General features: G+C 35.0%; 20 protein-coding genes. 18 read left to right on the top strand and 2 right to left on the bottom strand.

Features of this window, described 5'->3' with window-relative positions; translation table 11 throughout:
* The first annotated feature begins 137 nt into the window (after positions 1-137).
* The 18 genes from HM982_RS01720 to hisIE all read left to right on the top strand — a co-directional run bounded on the left by HM982_RS01720 (position 138) and on the right by hisIE (position 17,561).
* Positions 138-767, top strand: a complete 630-nt coding sequence (locus HM982_RS01720; RefSeq protein WP_179351394.1) for a GNAT family N-acetyltransferase — start codon at positions 138-140, stop codon at positions 765-767.
* 5 nt (positions 768-772) lie between these two features.
* On the top strand, positions 773-1,951 hold the full coding sequence (locus HM982_RS01715) for an argininosuccinate synthase (protein ID WP_179351393.1): 1,179 nt from the start codon (positions 773-775) through the stop codon (positions 1,949-1,951).
* 133 nt (positions 1,952-2,084) lie between these two features.
* The gene (gene argC / locus HM982_RS01710) at positions 2,085-3,068 is read left to right on the top strand and encodes an N-acetyl-gamma-glutamyl-phosphate reductase (protein WP_179351392.1); all 984 of its coding nucleotides are present in this window, start codon (positions 2,085-2,087) and stop codon (positions 3,066-3,068) included.
* A gap of 91 nt (positions 3,069-3,159) precedes the next feature.
* Positions 3,160-3,960, top strand: a complete 801-nt coding sequence (gene proC, locus HM982_RS01705; RefSeq protein WP_179351391.1) for a pyrroline-5-carboxylate reductase — start codon at positions 3,160-3,162, stop codon at positions 3,958-3,960.
* Positions 3,957-5,090: an aspartate aminotransferase family protein gene (locus HM982_RS01700; RefSeq protein ID WP_179351390.1), complete on the top strand. Its 1,134-nt coding sequence runs from the start codon at positions 3,957-3,959 to the stop codon at positions 5,088-5,090. The genes proC and HM982_RS01700 overlap by 4 nt, the downstream gene beginning before the upstream one ends.
* 50 nt (positions 5,091-5,140) lie before the next feature.
* Positions 5,141-6,076, top strand: coding sequence for a Rossmann-fold NAD(P)-binding domain-containing protein (locus HM982_RS01695; RefSeq protein WP_179351389.1), 936 nt, complete (start codon positions 5,141-5,143; stop codon positions 6,074-6,076).
* 167 nt (positions 6,077-6,243) lie between these two features.
* On the top strand, positions 6,244-7,020 hold the full coding sequence (gene argB / locus HM982_RS01690) for an acetylglutamate kinase (protein WP_179351388.1): 777 nt from the start codon (positions 6,244-6,246) through the stop codon (positions 7,018-7,020).
* The gene (locus tag HM982_RS01685) at positions 7,017-8,078 is read left to right on the top strand and encodes a M20 family metallo-hydrolase (protein ID WP_179351387.1); all 1,062 of its coding nucleotides are present in this window, start codon (positions 7,017-7,019) and stop codon (positions 8,076-8,078) included. The genes argB and HM982_RS01685 overlap by 4 nt, the downstream gene beginning before the upstream one ends.
* A gap of 212 nt (positions 8,079-8,290) precedes the next feature.
* A complete protein-coding gene (gene argH, locus HM982_RS01680; protein WP_179351386.1) occupies positions 8,291-9,565 on the top strand; it encodes an argininosuccinate lyase in 1,275 nt (424 codons plus the stop codon).
* Positions 9,566-9,808: 243 nt separating this feature from the next.
* Positions 9,809-10,666, top strand: a complete 858-nt coding sequence (hisG, locus tag HM982_RS01675; protein ID WP_179351385.1) for an ATP phosphoribosyltransferase — start codon at positions 9,809-9,811, stop codon at positions 10,664-10,666.
* Positions 10,666-11,946 carry a histidinol dehydrogenase gene (gene hisD, locus HM982_RS01670; RefSeq protein ID WP_179351384.1) on the top strand — a complete coding sequence of 427 codons (1,281 nt, stop codon included), beginning with the start codon at positions 10,666-10,668 and terminating at the stop codon, positions 11,944-11,946. The genes hisG and hisD overlap by 1 nt, the downstream gene beginning before the upstream one ends.
* Positions 11,947-12,074: 128 nt before the next feature.
* Positions 12,075-13,109 carry a histidinol-phosphate transaminase gene (gene hisC, locus HM982_RS01665; protein ID WP_179351383.1) on the top strand — a complete coding sequence of 345 codons (1,035 nt, stop codon included), beginning with the start codon at positions 12,075-12,077 and terminating at the stop codon, positions 13,107-13,109.
* Positions 13,110-13,141: 32 nt separating this feature from the next.
* Positions 13,142-13,429: a GIY-YIG nuclease family protein gene (locus HM982_RS01660; protein ID WP_179351382.1), complete on the top strand. Its 288-nt coding sequence runs from the start codon at positions 13,142-13,144 to the stop codon at positions 13,427-13,429.
* Between the two features lie 41 nt (positions 13,430-13,470).
* Entirely contained in the window at positions 13,471-14,562 is a 1,092-nt protein-coding gene (hisB, locus tag HM982_RS01655; RefSeq protein ID WP_179351381.1) for a bifunctional histidinol-phosphatase/imidazoleglycerol-phosphate dehydratase HisB, read from the top strand.
* A 58-nt stretch (positions 14,563-14,620) separates the two neighbouring features.
* The gene (gene hisH, locus HM982_RS01650) at positions 14,621-15,199 is read left to right on the top strand and encodes an imidazole glycerol phosphate synthase subunit HisH (RefSeq protein WP_179351380.1); all 579 of its coding nucleotides are present in this window, start codon (positions 14,621-14,623) and stop codon (positions 15,197-15,199) included.
* 321 nt (positions 15,200-15,520) lie between these two features.
* A complete protein-coding gene (gene hisA, locus HM982_RS01645; RefSeq protein WP_179351379.1) occupies positions 15,521-16,234 on the top strand; it encodes a 1-(5-phosphoribosyl)-5-[(5-phosphoribosylamino)methylideneamino]imidazole-4-carboxamide isomerase in 714 nt (237 codons plus the stop codon).
* Positions 16,228-16,986, top strand: a complete 759-nt coding sequence (gene hisF / locus HM982_RS01640; RefSeq protein ID WP_179351378.1) for an imidazole glycerol phosphate synthase subunit HisF — start codon at positions 16,228-16,230, stop codon at positions 16,984-16,986. Before hisA ends, hisF begins: the two co-directional genes overlap by 7 nt.
* Positions 16,977-17,561, top strand: coding sequence for a bifunctional phosphoribosyl-AMP cyclohydrolase/phosphoribosyl-ATP diphosphatase HisIE (gene hisIE, locus HM982_RS01635; protein WP_179351377.1), 585 nt, complete (start codon positions 16,977-16,979; stop codon positions 17,559-17,561). The genes hisF and hisIE overlap by 10 nt, the downstream gene beginning before the upstream one ends.
* Positions 17,562-17,696: 135 nt before the next feature.
* Here the strand turns inward: hisIE and HM982_RS01630 are convergent, their stop codons facing one another.
* Both HM982_RS01630 and gltB read right to left on the bottom strand, forming a co-directional pair.
* The gene (locus HM982_RS01630) at positions 17,697-19,160 is read right to left on the bottom strand and encodes a glutamate synthase subunit beta (RefSeq protein WP_179351376.1); all 1,464 of its coding nucleotides are present in this window, start codon (positions 19,158-19,160) and stop codon (positions 17,697-17,699) included.
* 165 nt (positions 19,161-19,325) lie between these two features.
* Positions 19,326-23,840: a glutamate synthase large subunit gene (gene gltB, locus HM982_RS01625; protein WP_246296553.1), complete on the bottom strand. Its 4,515-nt coding sequence runs from the start codon at positions 23,838-23,840 to the stop codon at positions 19,326-19,328.
* Positions 23,841-24,003: the final 163 nt, after the last annotated feature.

Below are 24,003 nucleotides of genomic sequence, written 5' to 3'. Positions count from 1 at the left end.
ATAATCATAGTTTAGTACGCCGCTTTTTCCCTCGTCGCCCGTAAGGGTATGACTTCTATTTATAGAACTTAGGTGAGTCCGGTTCTACTTTCAAAAACAAAAAATCAAAACATATTATAATTAAAAAATCAATTACAATGAAAATTGTTATTGCTGATAAATCCCATAGCATTTACGCAGAAATCATATGTAATACTATTGCCGAAGCTGCTAAGGTTAGAGGTACTGGTATTGCAAAGCGTGAGCCAGAATACATTATTAAAAAATTAGAAAATGGGAATGCTGTTATCGCCTTAGATGGCGACAAATTTGCTGGCTTCTGCTATATTGAACAATGGGGACATGGCAATTTTGTAGCGAATTCTGGCTTAATTGTTCATCCAGATTTTAGAAATCTAGGTCTCGCTAAACAAATTAAGAAAGTGGTCTTTGACCATTCTAGAGCTAAATTTCCAGACGCAAAGATATTTAGTATCACTACGGGATTAGCCGTTTTAAAAATGAATAGCGAACTGGGTTATAAACCGGTTACATTTTCAGAATTAACCGATGACCAATCCTTTTGGAAAGGTTGCCAAACTTGTAAAAACTTTGACGTTTTAACCCGAACCGAGCAAAAAATGTGCCTATGCACAGGCATGCTATACGACCCAGCAAAAACTGAAGCTCCAAAAACTACAGAACGTAATTACGATAAGAAAGTTTGGACACGATTAAAACTCATGAAACAAAACATGTTCTTAAAAAAGGACAAAAAAGAAAATTAAGCATTATGAAAAAATTAGTTATAGCCTATAGTGGCGGATTAGATACCTCTTACTGTGCCGTTAGTTTAAGTAAAGCAGGATATGATGTTCATGCCGTTAGCGTCAATACTGGTGGTTTTACCAAAGAAGAAATTAAAAATATTGAAAGTAATGCCTACAAAATGGGTGTTTCTACCTATAAAAATATCGATGCTATTGCCTCCTATTACGACAAAGTCATTAAGTTTTTAATCTTTGGGAATGTTCTTAAAAACAACACCTATCCATTATCGGTAAGTGCAGAACGTATTATACAAGCTATTGAAATTGTGGAGTACGCCAAAAGTATTGGAGCTGAATATATTGCTCATGGAAGTACAGGCGCTGGAAACGACCAGGTTCGATTTGATATGATTTTTCAAACTATAGCACCAGAAATAGAAATTATCACACCTATTAGAGACCAAAAACTAACCCGACAACAAGAAATTGATTATTTGGTTGAAAACGGTATCGATATGTCTTGGAACAAAGCAAAATATTCGGTCAACAAAGGCCTTTGGGGAACTAGTGTTGGTGGAGAAGAAACCTTAACTTCTGAAAAACCTTTACCCGAAAGCGCTTACCCGTCTCAATTAAAACATACCGAACCAGAAAAAGTAACCCTAACATTTTCTGAAGGTGAATTAGTCGCTGTCAATGGTATCAAAAACAACCCAGAAGTAAATATTGAAGTGCTAAACACACTCGCATCGAGTTACGCCATTGGAAGAGATATCCATGTTGGTGACACTATTGTAGGCATCAAAGGACGTGTTGGTTTTGAAGCGGCGGCCGCATTAATTATCATAAAAGCACACCATTTATTAGAAAAACACACCCTAACCAAATGGCAATTACAACACAAAGATTACTTATCTAACTTTTACGGCATGCACTTACATGAAGGCCAATATTTAGACCCTGTTATGCGAAACATGGAAGCCTTCTTACAAAGTAGTCAAGAAAACGTATCTGGTGATGTGTTTGTAACGCTAAAACCTTACCATTTTTCATTAGATGGCATAGCATCAAAACACGACTTAATGAGTGCAAAATTTGGAAGCTATGGTGAAGAAAATAAAGGTTGGACAGCGGATGAAGCTAAAGGGTTTATCAAAATTTTTGGAAATCAGAATAAGATTTATCAACAGGTGAATAAATAGTCTAAACCTGTCAGGTTTTAAAAACCTGACAGGTCTTTATAAATCATTATCCTGCAAGGTTTCAAAACCCTTGTAGGTATAAAACTTAAAGTCAGGTTGAATAAAAAAATTCCCTCTTTCGTGGGTAATGCATATGAAAAAACTAAAAGCAGGAATCATTGGAGGTGCCGGTTATACAGCCGGAGAATTAATACGTTTATTAATTCATCATGCTCATGTAGACATCGATTTTATATTCAGTACTTCCAATGCTGGAAATAAAGTAAGTAAAGTACATCAAGATTTATTGGGCACTACAGATTTAGTATTCTCAGACACTATAAACGCTGAAGTCGATGTCTTATTTCTATGTTTAGGTCATGGAAACTCAACCGCCTTTTTAGAAAAAAACAGCTTTTCTGAAGCGACCAAAATCATAGATTTAAGTAATGATTTTAGATTAGAAGCAGATGCTCATTTTAAAGGCAAAGCTTTTATTTACGGATTGCCAGAACTCAATAAAACGGCTATTAAAAAAGCAAATTTTATTGCAAATCCAGGTTGTTTTGCTACAGCAATTCAGCTAGCATTATTACCGATTGCTAAAGCAGAAGTAATTACCAACGATATTCACATTAATGCGGTAACAGGAGCCACAGGTGCAGGAACTTCATTATCCGCAACAACACATTTTACGTGGCGAGCTAATAATTTTTCACATTATAAAGCCTTCACGCATCAACATTTAGGTGAGATTAATCAAACGGTAAACAGCTTACAATCTAATTTTAATTCAGAAATCATCTTCATGCCTAATCGTGGTGATTTTTCAAGAGGAATTTTTGCTACACTGTACACTAAATTTGAAGGCACACTAGACGAGGCGAAAACCTTATATAAAGAATTCTATAAGGATGCGGCATACACGTTTATTTCAGATGAGGACATACATCTAAAACAAGTGGTCAATACCAATAAATGTATTATTCATTTACACAAACACGACAACAAATTATTAGTCACTAGTATTATAGACAATTTATTAAAAGGTGCTTCCGGACAAGCCATTCAAAATATGAATTTAATGTTTGGTTTTGATGAAACTGAAGGATTAAAATTAAAGGCAAGTTATTTTTAACAAACACATAGACCTGTCAGGTTTTGAAAACCTGACAGGTCTTATAAACTTAGATGCCTGCCTTCGCAGGAATGACAAAATAGGATAAAATATGAAAATAGCAATCATAGGAACAGGGAATTTAGGAAAATCCATAGCCAAAGGATTAATCACTAACAATGCCATAACCACATTGTATTTAACCAAACGAAATCTAGAAGACATTCAAGATTTAGAAGGTTATAAAAACGTCACCTTAACAACAGACAATATTGAAGCCGTAAAAAATTCGGACATATTAATATTTGCTATTCAACCTGCACATTTTGAAACGATTCTTAGGGCTATAAAACCTTATTTAACAGAAAAGCACATTTTAATTTCAACAATTACTGGCTTTTTAATTCCAAAAATTGAAGCTATTGTTGGAGAAGAACAATTTATAATACGAGCTATGCCAAATACTGCTATTGCAGTTGGAAAATCGATGACCTGTTTATGTAGTAATGAAAAAGGACAAAAGCGCATACCAATTGCTGAAGCTATTTTTAATCGATTAGGACACACATTAGCAATTCCCGAATCACAAATGCAAGCCGCAACTGTGGTTTGCGCAAGTGGCGTGGCTTTTTGGATGCGACTAATTAGAGCGACAACACAAGCGGCTATTCAACTTGGTTTTGATGCCAAAGAAGCACAAGAACTCGCCATGTATACAAGCGAAGGCGCAGCGAGTTTATTAATTACCAATGGGCATCATCCTGAAGAAGAAATAGACCGTGTAACTACACCAAAAGGTTGTACTATTGAAGGTTTAAATGAAATGGAACACAAAGGTTTAAGTTCGTCTTTAATACAGGGTATGATTGCCTCTTTTAATAAAATTAATAATATTAAGAAAGAACAGATATGAGTCTATTCAATGTTTACCCACTATTCGACATTACCCCAGTAAGCGCAAAAGACATGTATGTTTATGATGAAAATAATGTTAAATATTTAGACCTTTACGGCGGCCATGCCGTAATTTCTATTGGACATTCGCATCCTAAATATGTTTCTGCAATTTCAAATCAAGTCGAAAAATTAGGCTTCTACAGTAATGCCATTCAAAATCCATTACAAAAAAAACTAGCACATAAACTTGAAACCCTTTCTAAGTGTAACAATTACCAATTATTCTTATGTAACTCAGGTGCAGAGGCCAACGAAAACGCATTAAAACTAGCTTCTTTTCACAATGGTAAACATAAAGTTTTAGCCTTTAAAAATTCATTTCACGGTAGAACCTCAGCGGCTGTTGCAGCCACAGATAACCCTAAAATTGTTGCCCCTATAAATGCACAACAAGAAGTCGATTTTGTTGAATTAGGCGATTTAGAAGCTGTAGAAAACATTTTAAAACTAGAGAAAACTTGCGCTGTTATTGTAGAGTTTATTCAGGGTGTTGGCGGTTTAGACCAAAGCACTACTGAATTCTATCAAGGATTAGAAAAACTCTGTAAAACGTATAATACCACTTTAATTGCAGATGAAGTACAATCTGGTTTTGGTAGAACTGGTGATTTTTTCGCCTTTCAAAAACATACTATCACACCAGATATCATTTCCTTAGCTAAAGGCATGGGCAACGGATTCCCTATAGGAAGCATTTTAATTCACCCTAACATCAAAGCTTCTTTTGGCTTATTAGGAACCACTTTTGGAGGAAATCATTTGGCTTGCGCTGCATCACTTTCTGTTTTAGAAGTTATTGAAGAACAACAGCTAATGCAAAATGTAAAAGACATGGAAGCCTATTTCTTACACAAAGCAAAAGCACTTCCAAATTTAAAAGCTATAAAAGGACGTGGTTTAATGTTGGGATTAGAGTTCGATTTTCCAATTGCCGATTTACGAAAAAAGTTAATCTTTAATCATCACATTTTTACAGGAAGTGCCAAAAACCCTAATTTAATTAGAATACTTCCACCATTAACCATTCAAGAACAACATATTGATTTGTTTTTTGAAGCAATCTGCGAGGTTTTAAAAACCTTGTAGGTTAAATTACGTTTAATTAAAAGAGATTCCCACTTTCTCGGGAAATGAGCATGAAAAATTACACACAAATAAAAGACATACAAAACCTTTCTGAAACCATAAAAGAAGCCATTTTATTAAAAATGAATCCTTTTGAATTTTCAGAATTAGGAAAACATAAAACTCTAGTCATGTTATTCTTCAATTCGAGCTTAAGAACACGATTAAGCACTGAAAAAGCAGCAAAAAACTTAGGTATGAACGTTACGATTCTTAACGTTAACGATGCTTGGAAACTAGAATTTGAAGATGGTGCTATAATGAATTTGGATAAATCGGAACATGTTAAAGATGCCGCACAAGTTATTTCTCAGTATGCAGATATTATTGCTGTAAGAGCATTCCCTAGCCTAACAGACAAAGCAAAAGATGAATCTGAATTAATTCTGAATAGTTTTAAAAAACACGCCACGGTTCCTGTTGTAAATATGGAAAGTGCCACAGCCCATCCCTTACAAGCGTTGGCCGATGCAATAACCATTACCGAACTTACAGAAAAGGCAAATCCAAAAGTGGTATTATCTTGGGCACCACACCCAAAAGCATTACCACAAGCTGTTTCAAATTCATTTATAGAAATGATGCAAGACATGGATATTAACTTAACCATTACGCATCCCGAAGGGTACGAATTAAATGAAGAAATCACCAAAGACACCCCCATAAACTACGATCAAGAAGAAGCCTTAAAAGAAGCCGATTTTGTATATGTAAAAAATTGGAGCAGTTATAAAGATTACGGTAAAGTCCTCAGCCAAGATGACAACTGGATGATGACCAAAGCGAAATTAGGAAATGCTAAATTTATGCATTGCCTACCGGTAAGACGAAATGTAGTGGTTGAAGATGCTATTTTAGACAGTGAGCAATCGGTGGTAATAAAACAAGCTAATAACAGAACTTATGCTGCCCAAGTAGTCTTAAAGCAGATTTTGGAGGATTTATAAAAGTAAGCTAATGTCATTATGAACCTAGTGAAGCACCTAACGCAAGATGCTTCGTTTCATTCAAAATGACAAAAAATAACCCGATGAAAATACTATAAGAAGACCTGTCAGGTTTTAAAAACCTAACAGGTCTATAACAAAAAAACACCCGCTTTCGCGAGCATAAAATGAAAACACTAAAAGTCATAAAAATAGGTGGAAATATCATTGATAATGATGTTGCACTTTCGTCTTTCCTTAAAGAATTTTCAACCTTAGAAGGTCCTAAAGTCTTGGTTCATGGCGGCGGAAAATTAGCGACTAAACTAGCCAAACAAATGAATGTTCCGGTTACTATGCTTGAAGGTAGACGTGTTACAGATAGTGACACTTTAGATATTATAACCATGGTTTATGCTGGTAAAATTAATAAAACTATTGTAGCACAATTACAATCTCACCAATGTAATGCGATAGGTTTTTCTGGTGCAGATGGAAACACTATTATTGCGACTAAACGTCCTACAGAACCTATCGACTACGGTTTTGCCGGCGATGTAAAACAAGTAAAAACTAAAACTTTAGAACTACTTCTAAACAATAATATCACACCTGTATTTTGCGCCATAACGCACAACGAAAAGGGGCAATTACTAAATACCAATGCAGATACCATTGCTTCCGAATTAGCGATAGGCTTATCCTCAATTTTTAATACAGAATTGTATTTTTGTTTTGAAAAAAACGGGGTTTTAGAGGATGTTGACAATGATGATTCCGTGATAGAAAACATTACTACAGCAACCTATAAAACACTTATAGAAAAAGCCGTAATTTACGAAGGCATGTTACCCAAACTAAACAATTGCTTTCATGCACTAAACCATAACGTTCAAAAAGTTTGTATCGGAAAGTCAGATATGCTTTTCCATAATAACATTAAACATACAACCATAAAAAAATGATAGAAAGACTTACCACAGAAGCCATCGCGTTACTAAAACAACTTATAGAAACGCAATCATTTTCAACAGAAGAAGACCAAACTGCTTTACGTATTGAAGCTTGGTTTAACACACACAACATTCCTTTTAATAGAAATCAAAATAACATTTGGGCTAGCAATAAATATTTTGACGAAACAAAACCAACCCTATTATTAAACTCACATCACGACACCGTAAAACCAAATAATGGCTATACAAAAGACCCTTTAAAGGCCATTGTAGAAGATGGTAAATTATACGGTTTAGGTAGTAATGATGCTGGCGGTTGTTTAGTCGCTTTAATCGCTACATTCACTTATTTTTACGACAAGAAAAACCTCAATTACAATTTGGTTATTGTTGCTTCTGCGGAAGAAGAAAACAGTGGACCAAACGGACTTAATAGTATGTTAGCTATTATTCCTGAAATTGACGTCGCTATTGTAGGCGAACCAACATTAATGAACTTAGCCATTGCAGAAAAAGGCTTAGTGGTTTTTGATGCTAAAGTAAAAGGAACCGCTGGTCATGCTGCGCACCCTAACGACGATAACGCAATTTATAAGACCATAGAAGTTTTACAATGGTTTAAAGATTATCAATTTGCAAGAAACTCACCGACTTTAGGCGATGTAAAAATGACGGTAACACAAATCAATGCCGGTAAGCAACATAATGCTATTCCATCGGAAGTCGACTTGGTCATTGATGTACGTGTAAACGATAAATACACCAACGAACAGATTACCGAAATTTTACAAAGAAAATCACCTTGTACAAGCATTACGCCACGAAGTCTACGTTTAAATTCGTCTTCCATACCAATGAATCACGATTTAGTAGAAGCTGGAATAGAACTCGAGCGCGAAACATATGGCTCACCAACCCTCTCTGACCAAGCCGTATTAAGTTGTCCTTCCTTAAAATTAGGACCTGGCGATAGTACACGTTCACATACGGCTGATGAATTTATTTATCTAGCTGAAATTGAAGAAGGTATTGATATTTATATTAAATTGTTAGAGAAAGTTTTATAAATCTGTCTGGTCGAGCGCAGTCGAGACCTATTAAAATTGAAGACCTCTCGACTGCGCTCGAGGAGACAATAATATAATTACCTAGACCTAGCAATATTTTATAAACCTTGCAGGTCTCAACTAAAAATAGATTCCTGAATTAGCAGGACTCACAATAAGACAAAAGTTTAACTAAAAAATAAAGTAGGGCATCCTGCTTTCGCAAGAATATTATGAAACTTTGGGACAAAGGCTATTCAATCGATAAAAAAATAGAATTATTTACCGTAGGTAATGACCGCGAGATAGATATGCACATTGCTAAATATGATGTACAAGCGTCTTTAGCTCATGCTATTATGCTAGAATCTATCGGAATAATAACTTCGGAAGAATTAACGCAATTAAAATCAGGATTAAAAGTTTTAGCAGCCTCTATAGACGATGGTACATTTACCATTGAAGAATCGTTTGAAGATGTGCATTCTAAAATTGAACACGAACTCACCAAAACATTAGGTGAAGTCGGAAAAAAAATCCATACCGCGCGCTCTAGAAACGACCAAGTTTTAGTGGCCCTTCAATTGTACTACAAAGAGAATCTGGACATCATTAACAGCAAAACAAAAACATTTTTTGACACGCTTTTAAGTTTAGCCGAGGCACATAAAACCAAATTAATTCCTGGTTATACGCATTTACAAGTCGCTATGCCTTCTTCTTTTGGCTTATGGTTTTCTGCTTATGCCGAATTATTAATTGATGATGTTTACGTTTTAAATGCCGTATCAAAAATAGCGGACCAGAATCCATTAGGTTCTGCTGCTGGTTACGGAAGTTCCTTTCCTATAGACCGAAATATTACCACGGAAGAATTAGGCTTTGCAACCTTAAAATACAATGTTGTTGCAGCCCAATTAAGCCGAGGAAAAAGTGAACGTGCTATTGCCAACGCATTAGGTGGTCTCTGTAATACCATGGCCAGATTTGCTATGGACATTTGCTTATATATGAGTCAGAATTTTGGATTTGTAAGCTTTCCAGACGAATTAACTACCGGAAGCAGTATAATGCCACACAAAAAAAATCCTGATGTGTTTGAATTGATTAGAGGAAAGTGTAATAAAATTCAGGCTTTACATGCCGAAATGTTACTTATCACCAATAATTTACCGAGTGGTTACCATAGAGATTTTCAGTTATTAAAAGAAAATATCATCAATGCTTTTGAGGATGTCAAAGATATTTTAGACATCTTTAATTATGCGATTCAACAAATCATTGTAAAGGATATTGATTTAAATGATGAAAAATACCAATACTTATTCACGGTAGATAGTATCAACAACCTAGTGGTTGACGGTATGAGTTTTAGAGAAGCTTATCAAAAAATTGGCGGACAAGTGCAAGCCGGAACTTACCAACCCGACTTAGGAAAAGAACACTCACATATTGGAAGTATTCATAATCTATGTTTGGAAGATATTAGAGCTAAGTATCCACAATAATATTTTAAATGAAAATGATTTTTAATTTTCTTTAGTGTTAAAACAAAAATATATTCTATCTTTGTTTTTCAAATAAGAAACAAATGACATTAAGTCAATTACATCATCATCATTTTCATACTTGCATTCAGGCGAGCAGGAATTGATATATGTAATCTAAAAATATTTCAAAACCCGTCTGAATACATCAGACGGGTTTTTTATTTCTACACGTTTGGTTTATTCAGAATAAAACAATTAAAAATGAGTAAATTAAAAATTGCCATTCAGAAAAGCGGAAGATTAAATGAGGATTCCCTGCAGTTATTAAAAGATTGTGGTATTAAAATCGACAACGGCAAAGACCAGTTAAAAGTTTCAGCCCGCAACTTCCCATTAGAAGTTTTGTATTTACGAAATTCCGATATTCCACAGTATATTGAAGATGGTGTGGTAGACATTGCTATAATTGGAGAAAACATCCTAATCGAAAAGGAAAAACAATCCGAAATAGTAGAAAATCTAGGGTTTGCAAAATGTCGTGTATCCTTAGCCGTTCCAAAAAAAATAGAAACCGATGAGGCCTCTTATTTTAATGGAAAAAAAATTGCTACCTCCTACCCTAATACACTTCAATCCTACTTAGACGAGAACAATATTAAAGCTGATATTCACGTTATTTCTGGTTCTGTAGAAATCGCACCCAATATTGGATTAGCAGATGGTGTTTGTGATATAGTAAGTTCAGGAAGTACACTATTTAAAAACGGATTAAGAGAAACCCAAGTCATTTTAAAATCGGAAGCAGTTTTAGCAAAAAACATTAATCTAGATGCCAAAAAAGAAGCCATTTTAAGTCAGCTTCAATTTCGAATTCAAGCCGTTTTAAGAGCACAAAATACAAGATACGTTTTAATGAATGTTCCTAATGACAAAATTGACGAAGTCACCGCGATTCTTCCTGTGCTTAAAAGTCCTACCATTTTGCCATTAGCCCAAGAAGGCTGGAGTTCATTACACTCTGTAATTGATGAAGAAAAATTCTGGAATAATATTGACGCCCTAAAAAATGCAGGTGCAGAAGGTATATTAGTAGTTCCTATTGATAAAATGGTGTTATAATGAAACGATATAAATTTCCAGAAAAAAAGGAATGGATTGCTTTAAGCAAACGTCCAATTTTAGAGCGACAAAACTTAGATGATGTGGTGGTTAGCATTTTAAATGACGTGCAAACCAACAAAGACAAAGCTTTATTTAAATATGCTGAAAAATTTGATAGCGTCCAATTAGAAACTATTGAAGTTTCAACTTCTGAAATTGAACAAGCCTCTAACGAAGTAAGTAAAGATTTAAAAGGAGCCATTCAGTTAGCCAAGGGAAATATTGAAGCTTTTCACACAGCACAAAAAGAAAAAGAACAAATTATAGAAACCACCAAAGGCGTAAAATGCTGGCGAAAATCGGTTGCTATAGATAAGGTTGGCTTATATATTCCCGGCGGTTCTGCACCTTTATTTTCTACAATCTTAATGTTAGGTATACCAGCAAAATTAGCGGGTTGCCAAGAGATTATTTTATGTACACCACCCAACAAAGAAGGCGCTATTAATCCGGCAATTTTATACACCGCTCAATTAGTAGGCATAACTAAAGTATTTAAAGTTGGTGGTGCTCAAGCCATTGCTGCCATGGCCTTTGGTACAGAAACAATACCACAAGTATATAAAATTTTTGGCCCAGGCAACCAATTTGTAACTAAGGCCAAAGAGTTAATTCAGCAAGAAGGTGTAGCTATAGATATGCCTGCAGGACCTAGTGAAGTTTTAGTAATCGCAGACCAAACAAGTAATCCTACATTTGTAGCTGCAGATTTACTATCGCAGGCAGAACATGGGGCAGATAGTCAGGTGATATTATTATCAGATGATGAAGAGATTATCAATCAAACCATTGCAGAGTTAAACAAACAACTCAATCTATTATCAAGAAAAGAGATGGCATCAAAAGCCTTAAAAGTAAGTCGTGCTATTCAATTAAATTCAATTAACGAATGCATTGAATTCAGTAATTTATATGCACCAGAACATTTAATTATTGCTACAAATAATGCTTCCGATTCTATTGAACAAATCACCAATGCAGGATCCGTATTCTTAGGACAATACAGTTGCGAAAGTGCTGGTGATTATGCCAGTGGCACCAATCACACTTTACCTACAAATGGTTATGCTAAAAATTACAGTGGTGTTTCATTAGATAGCTTTGTAAAGAAAATAACCTTTCAAAACTTAAATAAAGAAGGTATAAAAACCATTGGTCCAGCTATTGAACTAATGGCTGAAGCCGAAGGATTGGATGCCCACAAAAATGCGGTTTCTTTAAGGTTAAAAAACTTATAGAAACCAGCGCTGAACTCGTTTCAGCACCTCATACAATTCTACAAGGTTTCAAAAATGTAGTAGACATAAAAAAAAGCACAGTTTAATACCTACAAGGTTCTTGAAACCTTGCAGGAAAAAATAAAAATATGTTTGATTTAAAAACTTTAGTCCGACCAAATATCCTAGCGCTTCAGCCTTATTCGAGTGCACGCGATGAATTTAAAGGTAACGATGGTGTGTTTTTAGACGCTAATGAAAATCCTTTTGGCACTTTAAACCGTTATCCAGATTCGTATCAAAAAAATCTAAAAGAAGCGTTATCTGCATATAAAAATATGCCCGTTAAAAATATATTTACAGGAAATGGTAGCGATGAAATTATTGATTTATTATACCGTATTTTTTGTAATCCTGGTAAGGATAAAGCACTAACGTTTACACCTACTTTTGGCATGTACCAAGTAGCCGCGGATATTAATGATATTGAGCTCGTAAAACTACCTTTACAAGACGATTTTCAAATTAACACAGAAGTATTACTGCCTTTTTTATGCACCGAGAATCTCAAACTTATCTTTGTCTGTTCACCAAATAACCCAACAGGAAATTGTTTTAAAGAAGACGATTTAAAACTAATTTTAGAAACTTTTAATGGTATTGTAGTTATTGACGAAGCTTATATCGATTTTAGCACTAAAGCTTCTTTTGCCAAATACCTAGAAAAGTATCCCAACTTAATTGTTATTCAAACCCTAAGTAAAGCTTGGGCTTTAGCAGCTGCACGAATAGGAATTGCTTTTGCTAGTGAAGCCATTATTCAGTTACTAAATAATGTAAAAATGCCTTATAATATGAGTCAATTAAATCAAGAGGCAGCTGTTAACGCATTAGAAGACATCAAAACTTTTGAGACCAATAAACAAGTTATTTTAGAGCAGAAAGCAAAATTGAAGTCCGTATTAGAAGGTCTCGATATTGTAAAAAAAATATACCCTTCAGATGCTAATTTTTGGTTGATTGAAGCTGAAAATGCCAATCGCTTATATGACAATTTAGTAGAGCAAAAAGTCATTACTAGAAACCGAAATAGCTTGGTAAAAAACAGTATTCGAATTACGGTTGGGACGCCTGAGGAGAATGAGAAATTGATAAAATCCCTTTTATCAATTTCGAAATCCTGAACTTGTCTCAGGAACTTTAACACGATAATATCATGACAACTAAATTTTATTATTGCTATATTTTAACAAACAAAAATAGAACTGTACTATATATCGGTTATACTGAAAATTTGGAATCAAGATTAAAACAACATAAAAATGGAACAGGTGCAGTATTTACAAAGCGATACAATGTAACCTATCTCATTTATTTTGAAAAATTTGAGGACAAAAACCAAGCAAAAAAAAGAGAAAAACAATTAAAAAATTGGCATAAAGAATGGAAGTGGAATCAAATAAAATCAAAAAATCCACTTCTAAAAACATTAGAAATAAATTAATAAGGTCCTGAAATAAATTCAGGACATTTAACTAAAGTTAGATGAAAAAAGTACTATTCATAGACAGAGACGGCACATTAGCTATAGAACCACCCATAGATTATCAACTAGACAGTCTTGAAAAATTAGAATATTACCCTGGCGTTTTTCAATGGTTATCCAGAATTGCGCGCGAAATGGATTACGAGTTGGTCATGGTAACCAATCAAGATGGGTTAGGAACGGACGCATTTCCAGAAGACACTTTTTGGCCGGCTCAAAATAAAATTATTCAAGCTTTTAAAAATGAAAATATCGAATTCTCTGAAATTTTGATTGACAAAAGCTTTCCTGAAGATAATGCCCCAACCAGAAAACCGAGAACAGGTTTGTTAGGAAAATACATTCACGGCAATTACGATTTAGAGAATTCTTATGTCATTGGAGACCGCGTTACAGATATTAAACTCGCTGAAAATCTCGGCAGTAAAGGCATATTTATTTCTGAAGACAACAATGCTTATGCGACATTAACCACAACCTCTTGGGAGGAAATTTATAACTATCTAAAAGCAATACCAAGAAAAGCTTCTGTGGTTAGAAAAACGAAAGAAACGAATATCGAAGTAGAAGTTAATTTAGATGGTTCTGGAAAAAGTAACATCACTACAGGCTTAGGTTTCTTTGACCATATGCTAGAACAAATTTCGAAACACGGCAACATTGATTTAAACATACAAGTTGATGGCGACTTAGAAATTGATGAACATCACACCATAGAAGATGTTGCAATTACCTTAGGCGAAACATTTATTAAAGCCTTAGGAAGTAAAAAAGCTATTGAACGCTACGGTTTTTTATTGCCTATGGATGACTGCCTAACACAAGTGGCCATTGACTTTGGAGGAAGACCTTGGTTGGTATGGGAAACCGAGTTTAAACGTGAAATGATTGGCGAAATGCCAACCGAAATGTTTATGCATTTCTTTAAATCCTTTAGTGACGCTGCCAAATGTAATTTGAATATTAAATCAGAAGGCGCTAATGAACACCACAAAATAGAATCTATTTTTAAAGCCTTTGCCAAAGCAATTAAAATGGCCGTTTCAAAAACCAATAATTTTTCAATTCCAAGTACCAAAGGAACTTTATGATGCTAGACCTGTCAGGTTTTTAAAACCTGACAGGTCTGTAGAAAACCTATAAATAAACATGATTGCAATTATAAAATACAATGCTGGTAATATTCGTTCTGTGCAAAATGCACTCAACCGTTTGGGTTACGAAAGCATTATTACAGACGATAAAACCGAAATATTAAACGCAAGCAAAGTTATTTTTCCTGGTGTAGGCGAAGCGAGTTCTGCGATGCAATACTTAGAAGAAAAAGGATTAGATGATGTCATTCGGTCCATAAAGAAACCGATGCTTGGTATTTGTTTAGGCTTACAGTTAATGTGTGAATATTCTGAAGAAGGAAACACCCAGTGCCTCGGTATTTTTAATACACAAGTGAAAAAGTTTCCACCAAAAGAAAAAGTACCACATATCGGCTGGAATAATTTTACAGAAGTTAAAAGTGCCTTATTTAAAGACATTAAAGTTACCGACGACATGTATTATGTACATAGTTATTATGCCGAAAACAACCCACAAAGTATTGCTACTTGCGATTATATTTTACCATTTGCCACGGCCATGCAACACGATAATTTTTATGCGACGCAATTTCATCCAGAAAAATCAGCGGATGTTGGGACGCAGTTATTGAAAAATTTTTTAGAACTGTAAAAAGCTTATGCTGACCTCACAGGTTTTAAAAATCTTGCAGGTCTAGACAAATAACAGAAAGAATAAAAATACTATTAAAAAGAATAAAAACGTAAAAGTGTTTTATAGTTACTCTGATGCTTCTAAATTAGATTGTCCCCTTGAGGGGACTTTAGGGGTGTATATATCGAATGTCATGTTGAGCGCAATCGAAGCATGTTTAAAACATCGATTTTAAATAAATTATCCTTCAAGGTTTTTGAAACTTTGTAGATATAGCACAATTAAAACCAATAAATTAAAAAGAAAGCCGGATGAGATTCCTGCTTTCGCAGGAATAAAATGAGAATCATACCAGCAATAGACATCATCGACGGAAAATGTGTTAGACTCACCAAAGGCGATTATAACACCAAGAAAGTATATAACGAAAACCCTTTAGAAGTCGCTAAAGAATTTGAAGCTAATGGTATTCAATATTTGCATTTAGTAGATTTAGATGGCGCAAAATCCAAGCACATTGTCAATCATAAAATATTAGAAAACATTGCAACTAAAACCAATTTGAAAGTTGATTTTGGAGGTGGACTAAAATCCGATGACGATTTAAGAATTGCTTTCGAGTCGGGAGCAAATCAAATCACAGGAGGAAGTATTGCCGCGAATAATCCCGAGGTGTTTTTAAAATGGTTGGAGAAGTATGGTGCTGAAAAAATCATTTTAGGTGCGGACTGCAAAAACCGAAAAATAGCCACCAATGGTTGGTTAGAAGCTTCAGAATTAGATGTTGTTGATTTTATTAAAGATTACGAATCCAAAGGCATTGATTATGTAATTTGTACAGACATTGCCAAAGATGGTATGCTTCAAGGCACCTCTAACGATTTATACCAAGAAATTATTTCAGAATCAAAGGTGAAATTAATTGCCAGTGGTGGCGTTGCCTCTATTCAAGATTTAGAACTAGTAAAAGCCTTGGGTTGCGAAGGTGCTATATTGGGAAAAGCCATATACGAAGGAAACATCACATTAAAAGAACTTCAGAAATTATGCTAAAAAAACGAATTATACCGTGTTTAGATATCAAAAATGGGCGTACTGTAAAAGGGATTAACTTTGTTGGCATCAGAGATGCAGGTGACCCTATTGAACTTGCCAAACAATATGTGGCCCACGGTGCCGATGAGTTGGTATTTTTAGACATTACCGCAACCGTTGAAAAACGAAAAACATTAGTCGAATTAGTAACACATATTGCAGAAGAAATTAATATTCCATTTACCGTCGGTGGCGGAATTAACACCATTGAAGATGTTTCCAGCGTTATCAAAGCTGGTGCAGATAAAGTGAGTGTAAACTCTTCTGCTGTAAAAAATCCTGAACTCATTACACAAATAGCCAAACGGTTTGGCAGTCAATGCTGCGTAGTGGCCATTGACACTAAATTTATGGATGGCGAATGGTTTGTATTTGTACATGGCGGACGGACAGCAACTCCTATAAAAACATTAGATTGGGTAAAAAAAGTGGAAGCCTTAGGAGCGGGTGAAATATTATTAACTTCTATGAATAATGATGGTACAAAAGCTGGTTTTGCTTTAGATATTACTGAGGAAGTTAGTAAGTCTATTAATATTCCTGTGATTGCTTCTGGTGGTGCAGGAACCAAAGCACATTTTAAAACCTTATTTGAAACCACACATGCAAGTGCCGGCTTAGCGGCCAGTATTTTTCATTATGGCGAAATACCAATCCCCGAATTAAAAGACTATTTAAAAAACGAAAATATAGCAATACGATGGACATAGATTTTTCAAAAGGAGACGGATTAGTTCCTGTAATCATTCAAAATAATAGCACGCTACAAGTTTTAATGCTAGGTTATATGAATGCAGAAGCTTTTCAAAAAACAAAAAACGAAAACAAAGTCACTTTTTTTAGCAGAAGTAAAAATAGGCTCTGGACCAAAGGCGAAGAATCTGGAAACTTTTTAACAGTTAAAGACATCCAGATTGATTGTGACAACGACACTATTTTAATAAAAGCAGACCCTAAAGGGCCAACCTGCCACACCGGAAGCACATCTTGTTTTAAAGAAGAAACCGTTAAAGGCTTTGTTTATGAGTTACAAAATATCATTAGCCAAAGAATTGACACTAACGATGAAAACTCATACACCAATACTTTATACAAAAGAGGCATTAATAAAGTCGCTCAGAAAGTGGGAGAAGAAGCTGTAGAATTAGTTATTGAAGCCAAGGATGATGATGCTAATTTATTTAAAAATGAAGCCGCTGATTTAATGTATCATTATTTAATTTTACTGAAGGCTAAAGGTTTTACACTTGAAGATATTGAAGCAATATTAAAAAGTAGACATTAGTAAACGTACCATTCAATAAAGATTAGTAAAATCTTACATAATATCAAAAAAAGCATCTGTATCCAGATGCTTTTATTCTACTCTAACAAATAGTAATACCCTTATAATTTATAGCAGTAGAAATGTTTTTTCAAATTATAGTCCTACCAAATCACCTGCTTCATTTTTGGTTGCTAAATCCGATTTCCCCATAAGAAAAATATCAACTTGTCGCGCCGCTTCACGGCCTTCAGAAATCGCCCATACAATTAAGGATTGTCCACGTCGCATATCGCCTGCTGTAAATATTTTTGGCTTATTGGTTTGGTATTTGCCATAACTTGCTTTGTAATTAGAGCGTACGTCTCGTTCCAGTCCTAATTGCTCTGCTATTGTAGCTTCCGGACCTGTAAAACCTAAAGCTAATAAAGCTAAATCACATTTCCAAGTTTTTTCAGTACCTGCAATCTCAATTAACTTAGGACGCTCTCCCGGTACCATTTCCCATTCTACATTTACGGTTTTTAAAGCCGTTAATTTACCTTTTGCATTGGTGACGAATTCTTTGGTGTTAATTAACCAATTACGCTCTACACCTTCTTGATGAGATGTCGAAGTTTTTAGTTTTAACGGCCAATATGGCCAAGGTGTTGATGGTGAACGATGCCCTGGTGGTTTTGGCATAATTTCAAAATTAACGACTGATTTAGCGCCTTGACGATTCGATGTCCCAATACAATCGGAACCTGTATCTCCTCCACCAATTACAATCACATTTTTTCCTGTAGCTAAAATTTGATCTTTTATTTTTTGTCCAAAAACAACTTTAGTTTGCTGGGTTAGGAAGTCCATCGCTTGTACAACACCATCGGCATCAATACCTGGCGTAGGCAAACTTCTTCGTTCAGTAGCGCCTCCACAAAGTACAACCGCATCAAACTTTTTTAAGTCTTCAACATCATAATTTACACCAACATTAACATTGGTTTTAAAAACAATACCTTCAGCTTCTAAAATGGCCAAGCGACGATCAATGATGCCTTTCTCCATTTTAAAATTAGGAATGCCATAGCGTAACAATCCTCCAATAGCATCATCGCGTTCAAAAACTGTCACTGTATGACCTGCTCTATTTAATTGCTGAGCCGCAGCTAAACCTGCAGGACCAGAACCTACGATAGCAATTGTTTTACCCGTTCTTGTTTTTGGTGGCTCGGGCTTAATCCAACCTTCTTTAAAGGCACGTTCTACAATAATCTTTTCTATATTTTCTATAGAAACAGGATCTTCAATAATACCTAAAACGCAAGATTGTTCACATGGCGCTGGACATAAACGTCCTGTAAATTCCGGAAAATTGTTTGTCGAATGTAATATCCATGATGCTTTTTGCCATTCACCGCGATGGACCATATGGTTAAAATCTGGAATTAAATTACCAAGCGGACAACCACTATGACAAAATGGAATTCCACAATCCATACACCGTGAGCCTTGCTCCTTCATATCCTCTTCCTTCAAAGGTACCGTAAACTCATTGTAATGTTTTAAACGATCCTTTACCGGCTTATATGATTCATCTTTTCTTTCGAATTCTTTAAAACCTGTTACTTTTCCCATTTTATTCCTGCGAAAGCAGAAATCTCATCCTACTTTCTAAATTTTATTGTGTTAATCCTATGAGATTTATTGGAGACTTACCGAAGTCGAAACCAAAAATCTTGGAGATATCATTTTATAATTCATACCTACAAGGTCTCCAAGACCTTGCAGGATTTTAAATTGTTATACAGTTTCTAATTCCTCAACCATTTGCTCTTCAGTCGCTAAACGTTTTAAAGCACGTTTGTATTCTGTTGGCATAACGCGTACAAAATTCTTTAAACTAGTGTCCCAATCCGCTAATAACGACGCGCCTTTTTTACTATCAGTATGTTTAACATGCTTTTCGATTATGGCTTTTAACTCATTAGCATCTTTTTTAAGAATCTTTTCAAATTCTATGGTTTCGGTATTACATAAGCCATTTTTAAATTGATTTTCTGGATCATAAACATAAGCGATACCACCACTCATTCCTGCTGCAAAGTTTCGTCCTGTTTTACCAAGAACTATAACTTTTCCGCCTGTCATGTACTCACAACAATGATCACCAACGCCTTCTACAACAGTAATGGCACCTGAATTTCTAACCGCAAATCGTTCTCCTGCAATACCATTAATGTAAGCCTGACCTTCAACTGCTCCAAACAAACAGACATTACCAACAATAATATTATCTTCTGCTACAAAATCTGCTTTCGCTGGTTTCTTAACAATCAGTTTAGCTCCAGATAAGCCTTTACCTAAATAATCATTGGTGTTTCCTTCTAATTTAAAGGTTAATCCATGAGCGCCAAAAGCACCGAAACTCTGACCTGCAGAGCCTGTAAAATTGATATTCAGGGTGTCTTCAGGCAATCCTAAATGACCATATATTTTTGAAATCTCATTACTCACAATCGCACCAACAGTTCGGTTGGTATTTTTAATTGGATACGCTAAAGTCATCTGCTCTTTACGGTATAAAGCGCGATGTGAATCTTTTAATATTTTAAAATCTAAAACATTATCTAAATTATGATCTTGTTTTTCAGTATTCTTCACCTTCATTTGACTATAAACCTCAGGCCTGTGTAAAATTGAAGATAAATCTAAACCCTTAGCTTTATAATGTTTAATGGCTTTATTTGCGTTAATTTTATGCGTTTGACCAATCATTTCGGCCATAGACCTAAACCCTAATTCAGCCATGATAGCTCTTAACTCTTCAGCAATATAATAGAAGAAATTAATAACGTGTTCTGGTGTGCCTTTAAAGTTTTTACGTAGTTCTTTATCTTGAGTTGCAATCCCTACAGGACAGGTATTTAAATGACATTTTCGCATCATGATACAACCTGAAGCTACTAAAGGTGCCGTTGCAAATCCAAATTCTTCAGCACCTAATAACGTCGCAATAGCAACATCTCGTCCGGTTTTTAATTGGCCATCACACTCAACAACTATTCTACTTCTTAAATTATTAAGTACCAAGGTTTGTTGTGCTTCTGCTAAACCGAGTTCCCAAGGCAAACCAGCGTGCTTTAAAGATGTTAATGGTGAAGCTCCTGTACCGCCATCATACCCTGCAATGAGTACCACATCTGCTTTTGCTTTAGCAACACCTGCAGCAATAGTACCCACACCAACTTCTGAAACTAATTTTACATTAATTCTAGCATCGCGATTGGCATTTTTTAAATCGTAAATTAATTGTGCTAAATCTTCAATAGAATAAATATCATGGTGTGGTGGTGGCGAAATTAACCCTACAAATGGTGTAGAGTTACGCGCTGCTGCAATCCATGGTAATACTTTTTCGCCAGGTAACTGTCCGCCTTCTCCTGGTTTAGCCCCTTGAGCCATTTTAATTTGAATCTCCTTAGCATTGGTTAAATAGTGAGATGTAACACCAAAACGACCTGAAGCGACTTGCTTTATGGCTGAATTTCGACTATCTCCATTGACATCTGGCTGAAATCTATTTCTATCCTCTCCGCCTTCACCAGAATTAGATTTCCCTCCAATACGATTCATCGCTATCGCTAAATTTTCATGTGCTTCACGAGAAATTGACCCATAAGACATGGCTCCTGTTTTGAATCGTTTTACAATTTCTGTCCAAGGCTCTACTTCTTCAATTGGAATAGGGTCAATATTATTAAATTCAAATAACCCACGAATAGTCATTAAATTTTCAGACTGCTCATTAATAGCTTTAGAATATACATTGTAGCTTGCTTGATCACTTAATCTCACAGCTTGTTGAAGCTTAGCTACTGTAGTAGGGTTAAACAAATGTTGTTCTCCGTTACGTCGCCATCTATAATTTCCGCCGATGTTTAAACCTAATCGTTTATCTACTTCAATATTAGGGTAAGCATATTTATAACGTTTATCAATTTCTTTTTCTATTTCATACAAACCAATACCTTCAATTCTTGAAGCTGTATATGGAAAATATTTTTCAACAAATTGCGAATTAAAACCAACGATTTCAAATATCTGAGAACCTCGGTAAGAATGTAATGTTGAAATCCCTATTTTATTCATCACTTTTAAGATGCCTTTTCCAATAGCTTTATTGAAATTATCAACAGCTTTTTGCTCATCCATATCCGTAATAAAACCTTCTTTTACTTGTGCTCGGATGATTTCGTTTACCATATAAGGATTTATAGCACTTGCGCCATAACCAAATAAAGTTGCAAAATGATGTGGTTCCCGTGGCTCTGCTGATTCAATAATAATATCAAAATAAGAACGCTTGCGCAATCGGTTTAATTGATGATTAACATAAGAACATGCTAATAAAGCAGGAATGGGTGCAAATTCTTTACTAACACCTCTATCAGATAATATAATAATGCTTGTCTTTCTTGCTAATGCTTTTTCAATTTGAATAATAATATTATCTAAAGCATCTTCTAAACCATTTAGTCCTTTATCCTTTTGATATAACAACTCAACGGTTTCGGCATTAAAACCGTCAATATCGAGGTTTCTTATTTTATCTAAATCGTCATTTGAAATTACAGGATTTTGAATTTTCAATTTTCTACATTGCCGCTCAGTAATGCTAAAAATATTTCTATCTTTTCCTAAAGACAGACTAATATCCGTTACAATTTCCTCTCTAATACCATCTAAAGGTGGGTTGGTAACTTGAGCAAATAATTGCTTAAAATAACTTGAAATTAACTGGGGTCTATTAGATAAAACGGCTAATGGGGTATCAATTCCCATAGACCCTAGAGCTTCCTTAGAATTTTGAGCCATTGGCGTGATGACTTCTTGTATATCTTCGAACGTGTAATTAAATAAACGCTGTCTTGTTTTGATATCTAAAGGTTCTATAGGGCAGGTTTGACCTGTATAAGGGATATCTTTTAGATGTAATCTTGTTTTATCTAACCATTCTTGATAAGGTCTTTCTTTTACAATTTCACTTTTTATTTCTTGGTCATTTATAATACGACCTTGATTCATGTCTACCAAGAACATTTTACCCGGCTCTAAACGCCCATGACTTTCTACATCTTCAGGTGGAATATCGACGACGCCTATTTCAGACGACATTATAAGTTTTCCACTCTTTGTAACGGTATATCGAGATGGTCTTAAACCGTTTCTATCTAAAAGTGCTCCGATATAATTACCATCTGTAAAAGGCACAGAAGCAGGCCCATCCCAAGGCTCCATAATACAAGCATTGTAATCGTAAAAAGCTTTGCGTTCTGGAGACATCGTCTGGTGTTTTTCCCATGCTTCAGGAATCATCATCATCATTACTTCGGGCAAAGAACGTCCGGTATGCGTCAACAATTCAACTACCATATCCATAGAAGCAGAATCTGATTTACCCGGCAATATAATAGGAAATAATTTATCTATTTGAGCTCCAAAAACATCACTTTTCATAATTTCTTCTCGGACCCGCATTCGACTGACATTTCCTCTAAGCGTATTTATTTCTCCATTCTGACACATAAATCGGAAAGGCTGTGCCAATTCCCAGGTTGGCATGGTATTCGTAGAAAAACGTTGGTGTACTAATGCTAAACGCGTTACTAAATCATCTTCTAATAAATCTTTATAATAAGAACCGATATCTTCAGGCATTATAATCCCTTTATAAATCAGTGTATTCATAGAGAGACTAGACACATAAAAATATGAACTTTGCGACATTTTAGATTTTCGAACTGTATGCTCTGTTATTTTACGCGCAGCATAGAGTTTAGCTTTAAAATCAGCTTCGGAAACCTCATTGGATTTCCCTACAAAAAGTTGTTCTATATTAGGTTCTGAAGCTAAAGCTATTTCTCCAAGTTGTGTAGAATCCACAGGAACTTCTCGCCAACCAATGACGGAAAGTCCTTGAGCAACCACTTCTTTTTCAAAGGTGTTTTTACAAAATTTATACTGATTTCTATTTTTTGGCAAAAATACCATACCGACGGCATACTTCCCTTTAACTGGAATTTTAAATCCACATACGCGTTTAAAATAGGCGTGTGGAATATCAATTAATAAACCTGCCCCATCACCTGTTTTACCATCAGCACTTACACCGCCTCGATGTTCTAGTTTCACTAAAATTTCTAGAGCGTCATGTATAATTTGATTTGTCTTTTCACCTTTTAGATTGCATATAAATCCTGCACCGCAATTTTCATGTTCAAATTCCGGCAAATAGAGTCCTTGTTTCTTCAGCATATATTTTAAGAGATTTTATAGGTTTTTACACCTTATAATGACTCTAATATAATAGCTATAATTTAATTACAAAAAAAGTTGAAACACTTTTCCTAAATCAATAGTAAAGACCTTATTTAATGAAAATTTAATAACTAAATACAATATATACTAAGAAATAGTC

The organism is Winogradskyella vidalii (assembly GCF_013403955.1).
Lineage (GTDB): Bacteria > Bacteroidota > Bacteroidia > Flavobacteriales > Flavobacteriaceae > Winogradskyella > Winogradskyella vidalii.
Note: the sequence above shows the minus strand (reverse complement) of the source record. Positions and strands in the feature narration are given on the sequence as shown.

What these genes read in the sequence shown, in the direction of transcription:
- HM982_RS01720 (WP_179351394.1), top strand. Translation starts at nt 138, where the DNA reads ATGAAAATTGTTATTGCTGATAAATCCCATAGCATTTACGCAGAAATC.
- HM982_RS01715 (WP_179351393.1), top strand. Translation starts at nt 773, where the DNA reads ATGAAAAAATTAGTTATAGCCTATAGTGGCGGATTAGATACCTCTTAC.
- argC (WP_179351392.1), top strand. Translation starts at nt 2,085, where the DNA reads ATGAAAAAACTAAAAGCAGGAATCATTGGAGGTGCCGGTTATACAGCC.
- proC (WP_179351391.1), top strand. Translation starts at nt 3,160, where the DNA reads ATGAAAATAGCAATCATAGGAACAGGGAATTTAGGAAAATCCATAGCC.
- HM982_RS01700 (WP_179351390.1), top strand. Translation starts at nt 3,957, where the DNA reads ATGAGTCTATTCAATGTTTACCCACTATTCGACATTACCCCAGTAAGC.
- HM982_RS01695 (WP_179351389.1), top strand. Translation starts at nt 5,141, where the DNA reads ATGAAAAATTACACACAAATAAAAGACATACAAAACCTTTCTGAAACC.
- argB (WP_179351388.1), top strand. Translation starts at nt 6,244, where the DNA reads ATGAAAACACTAAAAGTCATAAAAATAGGTGGAAATATCATTGATAAT.
- HM982_RS01685 (WP_179351387.1), top strand. Translation starts at nt 7,017, where the DNA reads ATGATAGAAAGACTTACCACAGAAGCCATCGCGTTACTAAAACAACTT.
- argH (WP_179351386.1), top strand. Translation starts at nt 8,291, where the DNA reads ATGAAACTTTGGGACAAAGGCTATTCAATCGATAAAAAAATAGAATTA.
- hisG (WP_179351385.1), top strand. Translation starts at nt 9,809, where the DNA reads ATGAGTAAATTAAAAATTGCCATTCAGAAAAGCGGAAGATTAAATGAG.
- hisD (WP_179351384.1), top strand. Translation starts at nt 10,666, where the DNA reads ATGAAACGATATAAATTTCCAGAAAAAAAGGAATGGATTGCTTTAAGC.
- hisC (WP_179351383.1), top strand. Translation starts at nt 12,075, where the DNA reads ATGTTTGATTTAAAAACTTTAGTCCGACCAAATATCCTAGCGCTTCAG.
- HM982_RS01660 (WP_179351382.1), top strand. Translation starts at nt 13,142, where the DNA reads ATGACAACTAAATTTTATTATTGCTATATTTTAACAAACAAAAATAGA.
- hisB (WP_179351381.1), top strand. Translation starts at nt 13,471, where the DNA reads ATGAAAAAAGTACTATTCATAGACAGAGACGGCACATTAGCTATAGAA.
- hisH (WP_179351380.1), top strand. Translation starts at nt 14,621, where the DNA reads ATGATTGCAATTATAAAATACAATGCTGGTAATATTCGTTCTGTGCAA.
- hisA (WP_179351379.1), top strand. Translation starts at nt 15,521, where the DNA reads ATGAGAATCATACCAGCAATAGACATCATCGACGGAAAATGTGTTAGA.
- hisF (WP_179351378.1), top strand. Translation starts at nt 16,228, where the DNA reads ATGCTAAAAAAACGAATTATACCGTGTTTAGATATCAAAAATGGGCGT.
- hisIE (WP_179351377.1), top strand. Translation starts at nt 16,977, where the DNA reads ATGGACATAGATTTTTCAAAAGGAGACGGATTAGTTCCTGTAATCATT.
- HM982_RS01630 (WP_179351376.1), bottom strand. Translation starts at nt 19,160, where the DNA reads ATGGGAAAAGTAACAGGTTTTAAAGAATTCGAAAGAAAAGATGAATCA.
- gltB (WP_246296553.1), bottom strand. Translation starts at nt 23,840, where the DNA reads ATGCTGAAGAAACAAGGACTCTATTTGCCGGAATTTGAACATGAAAAT.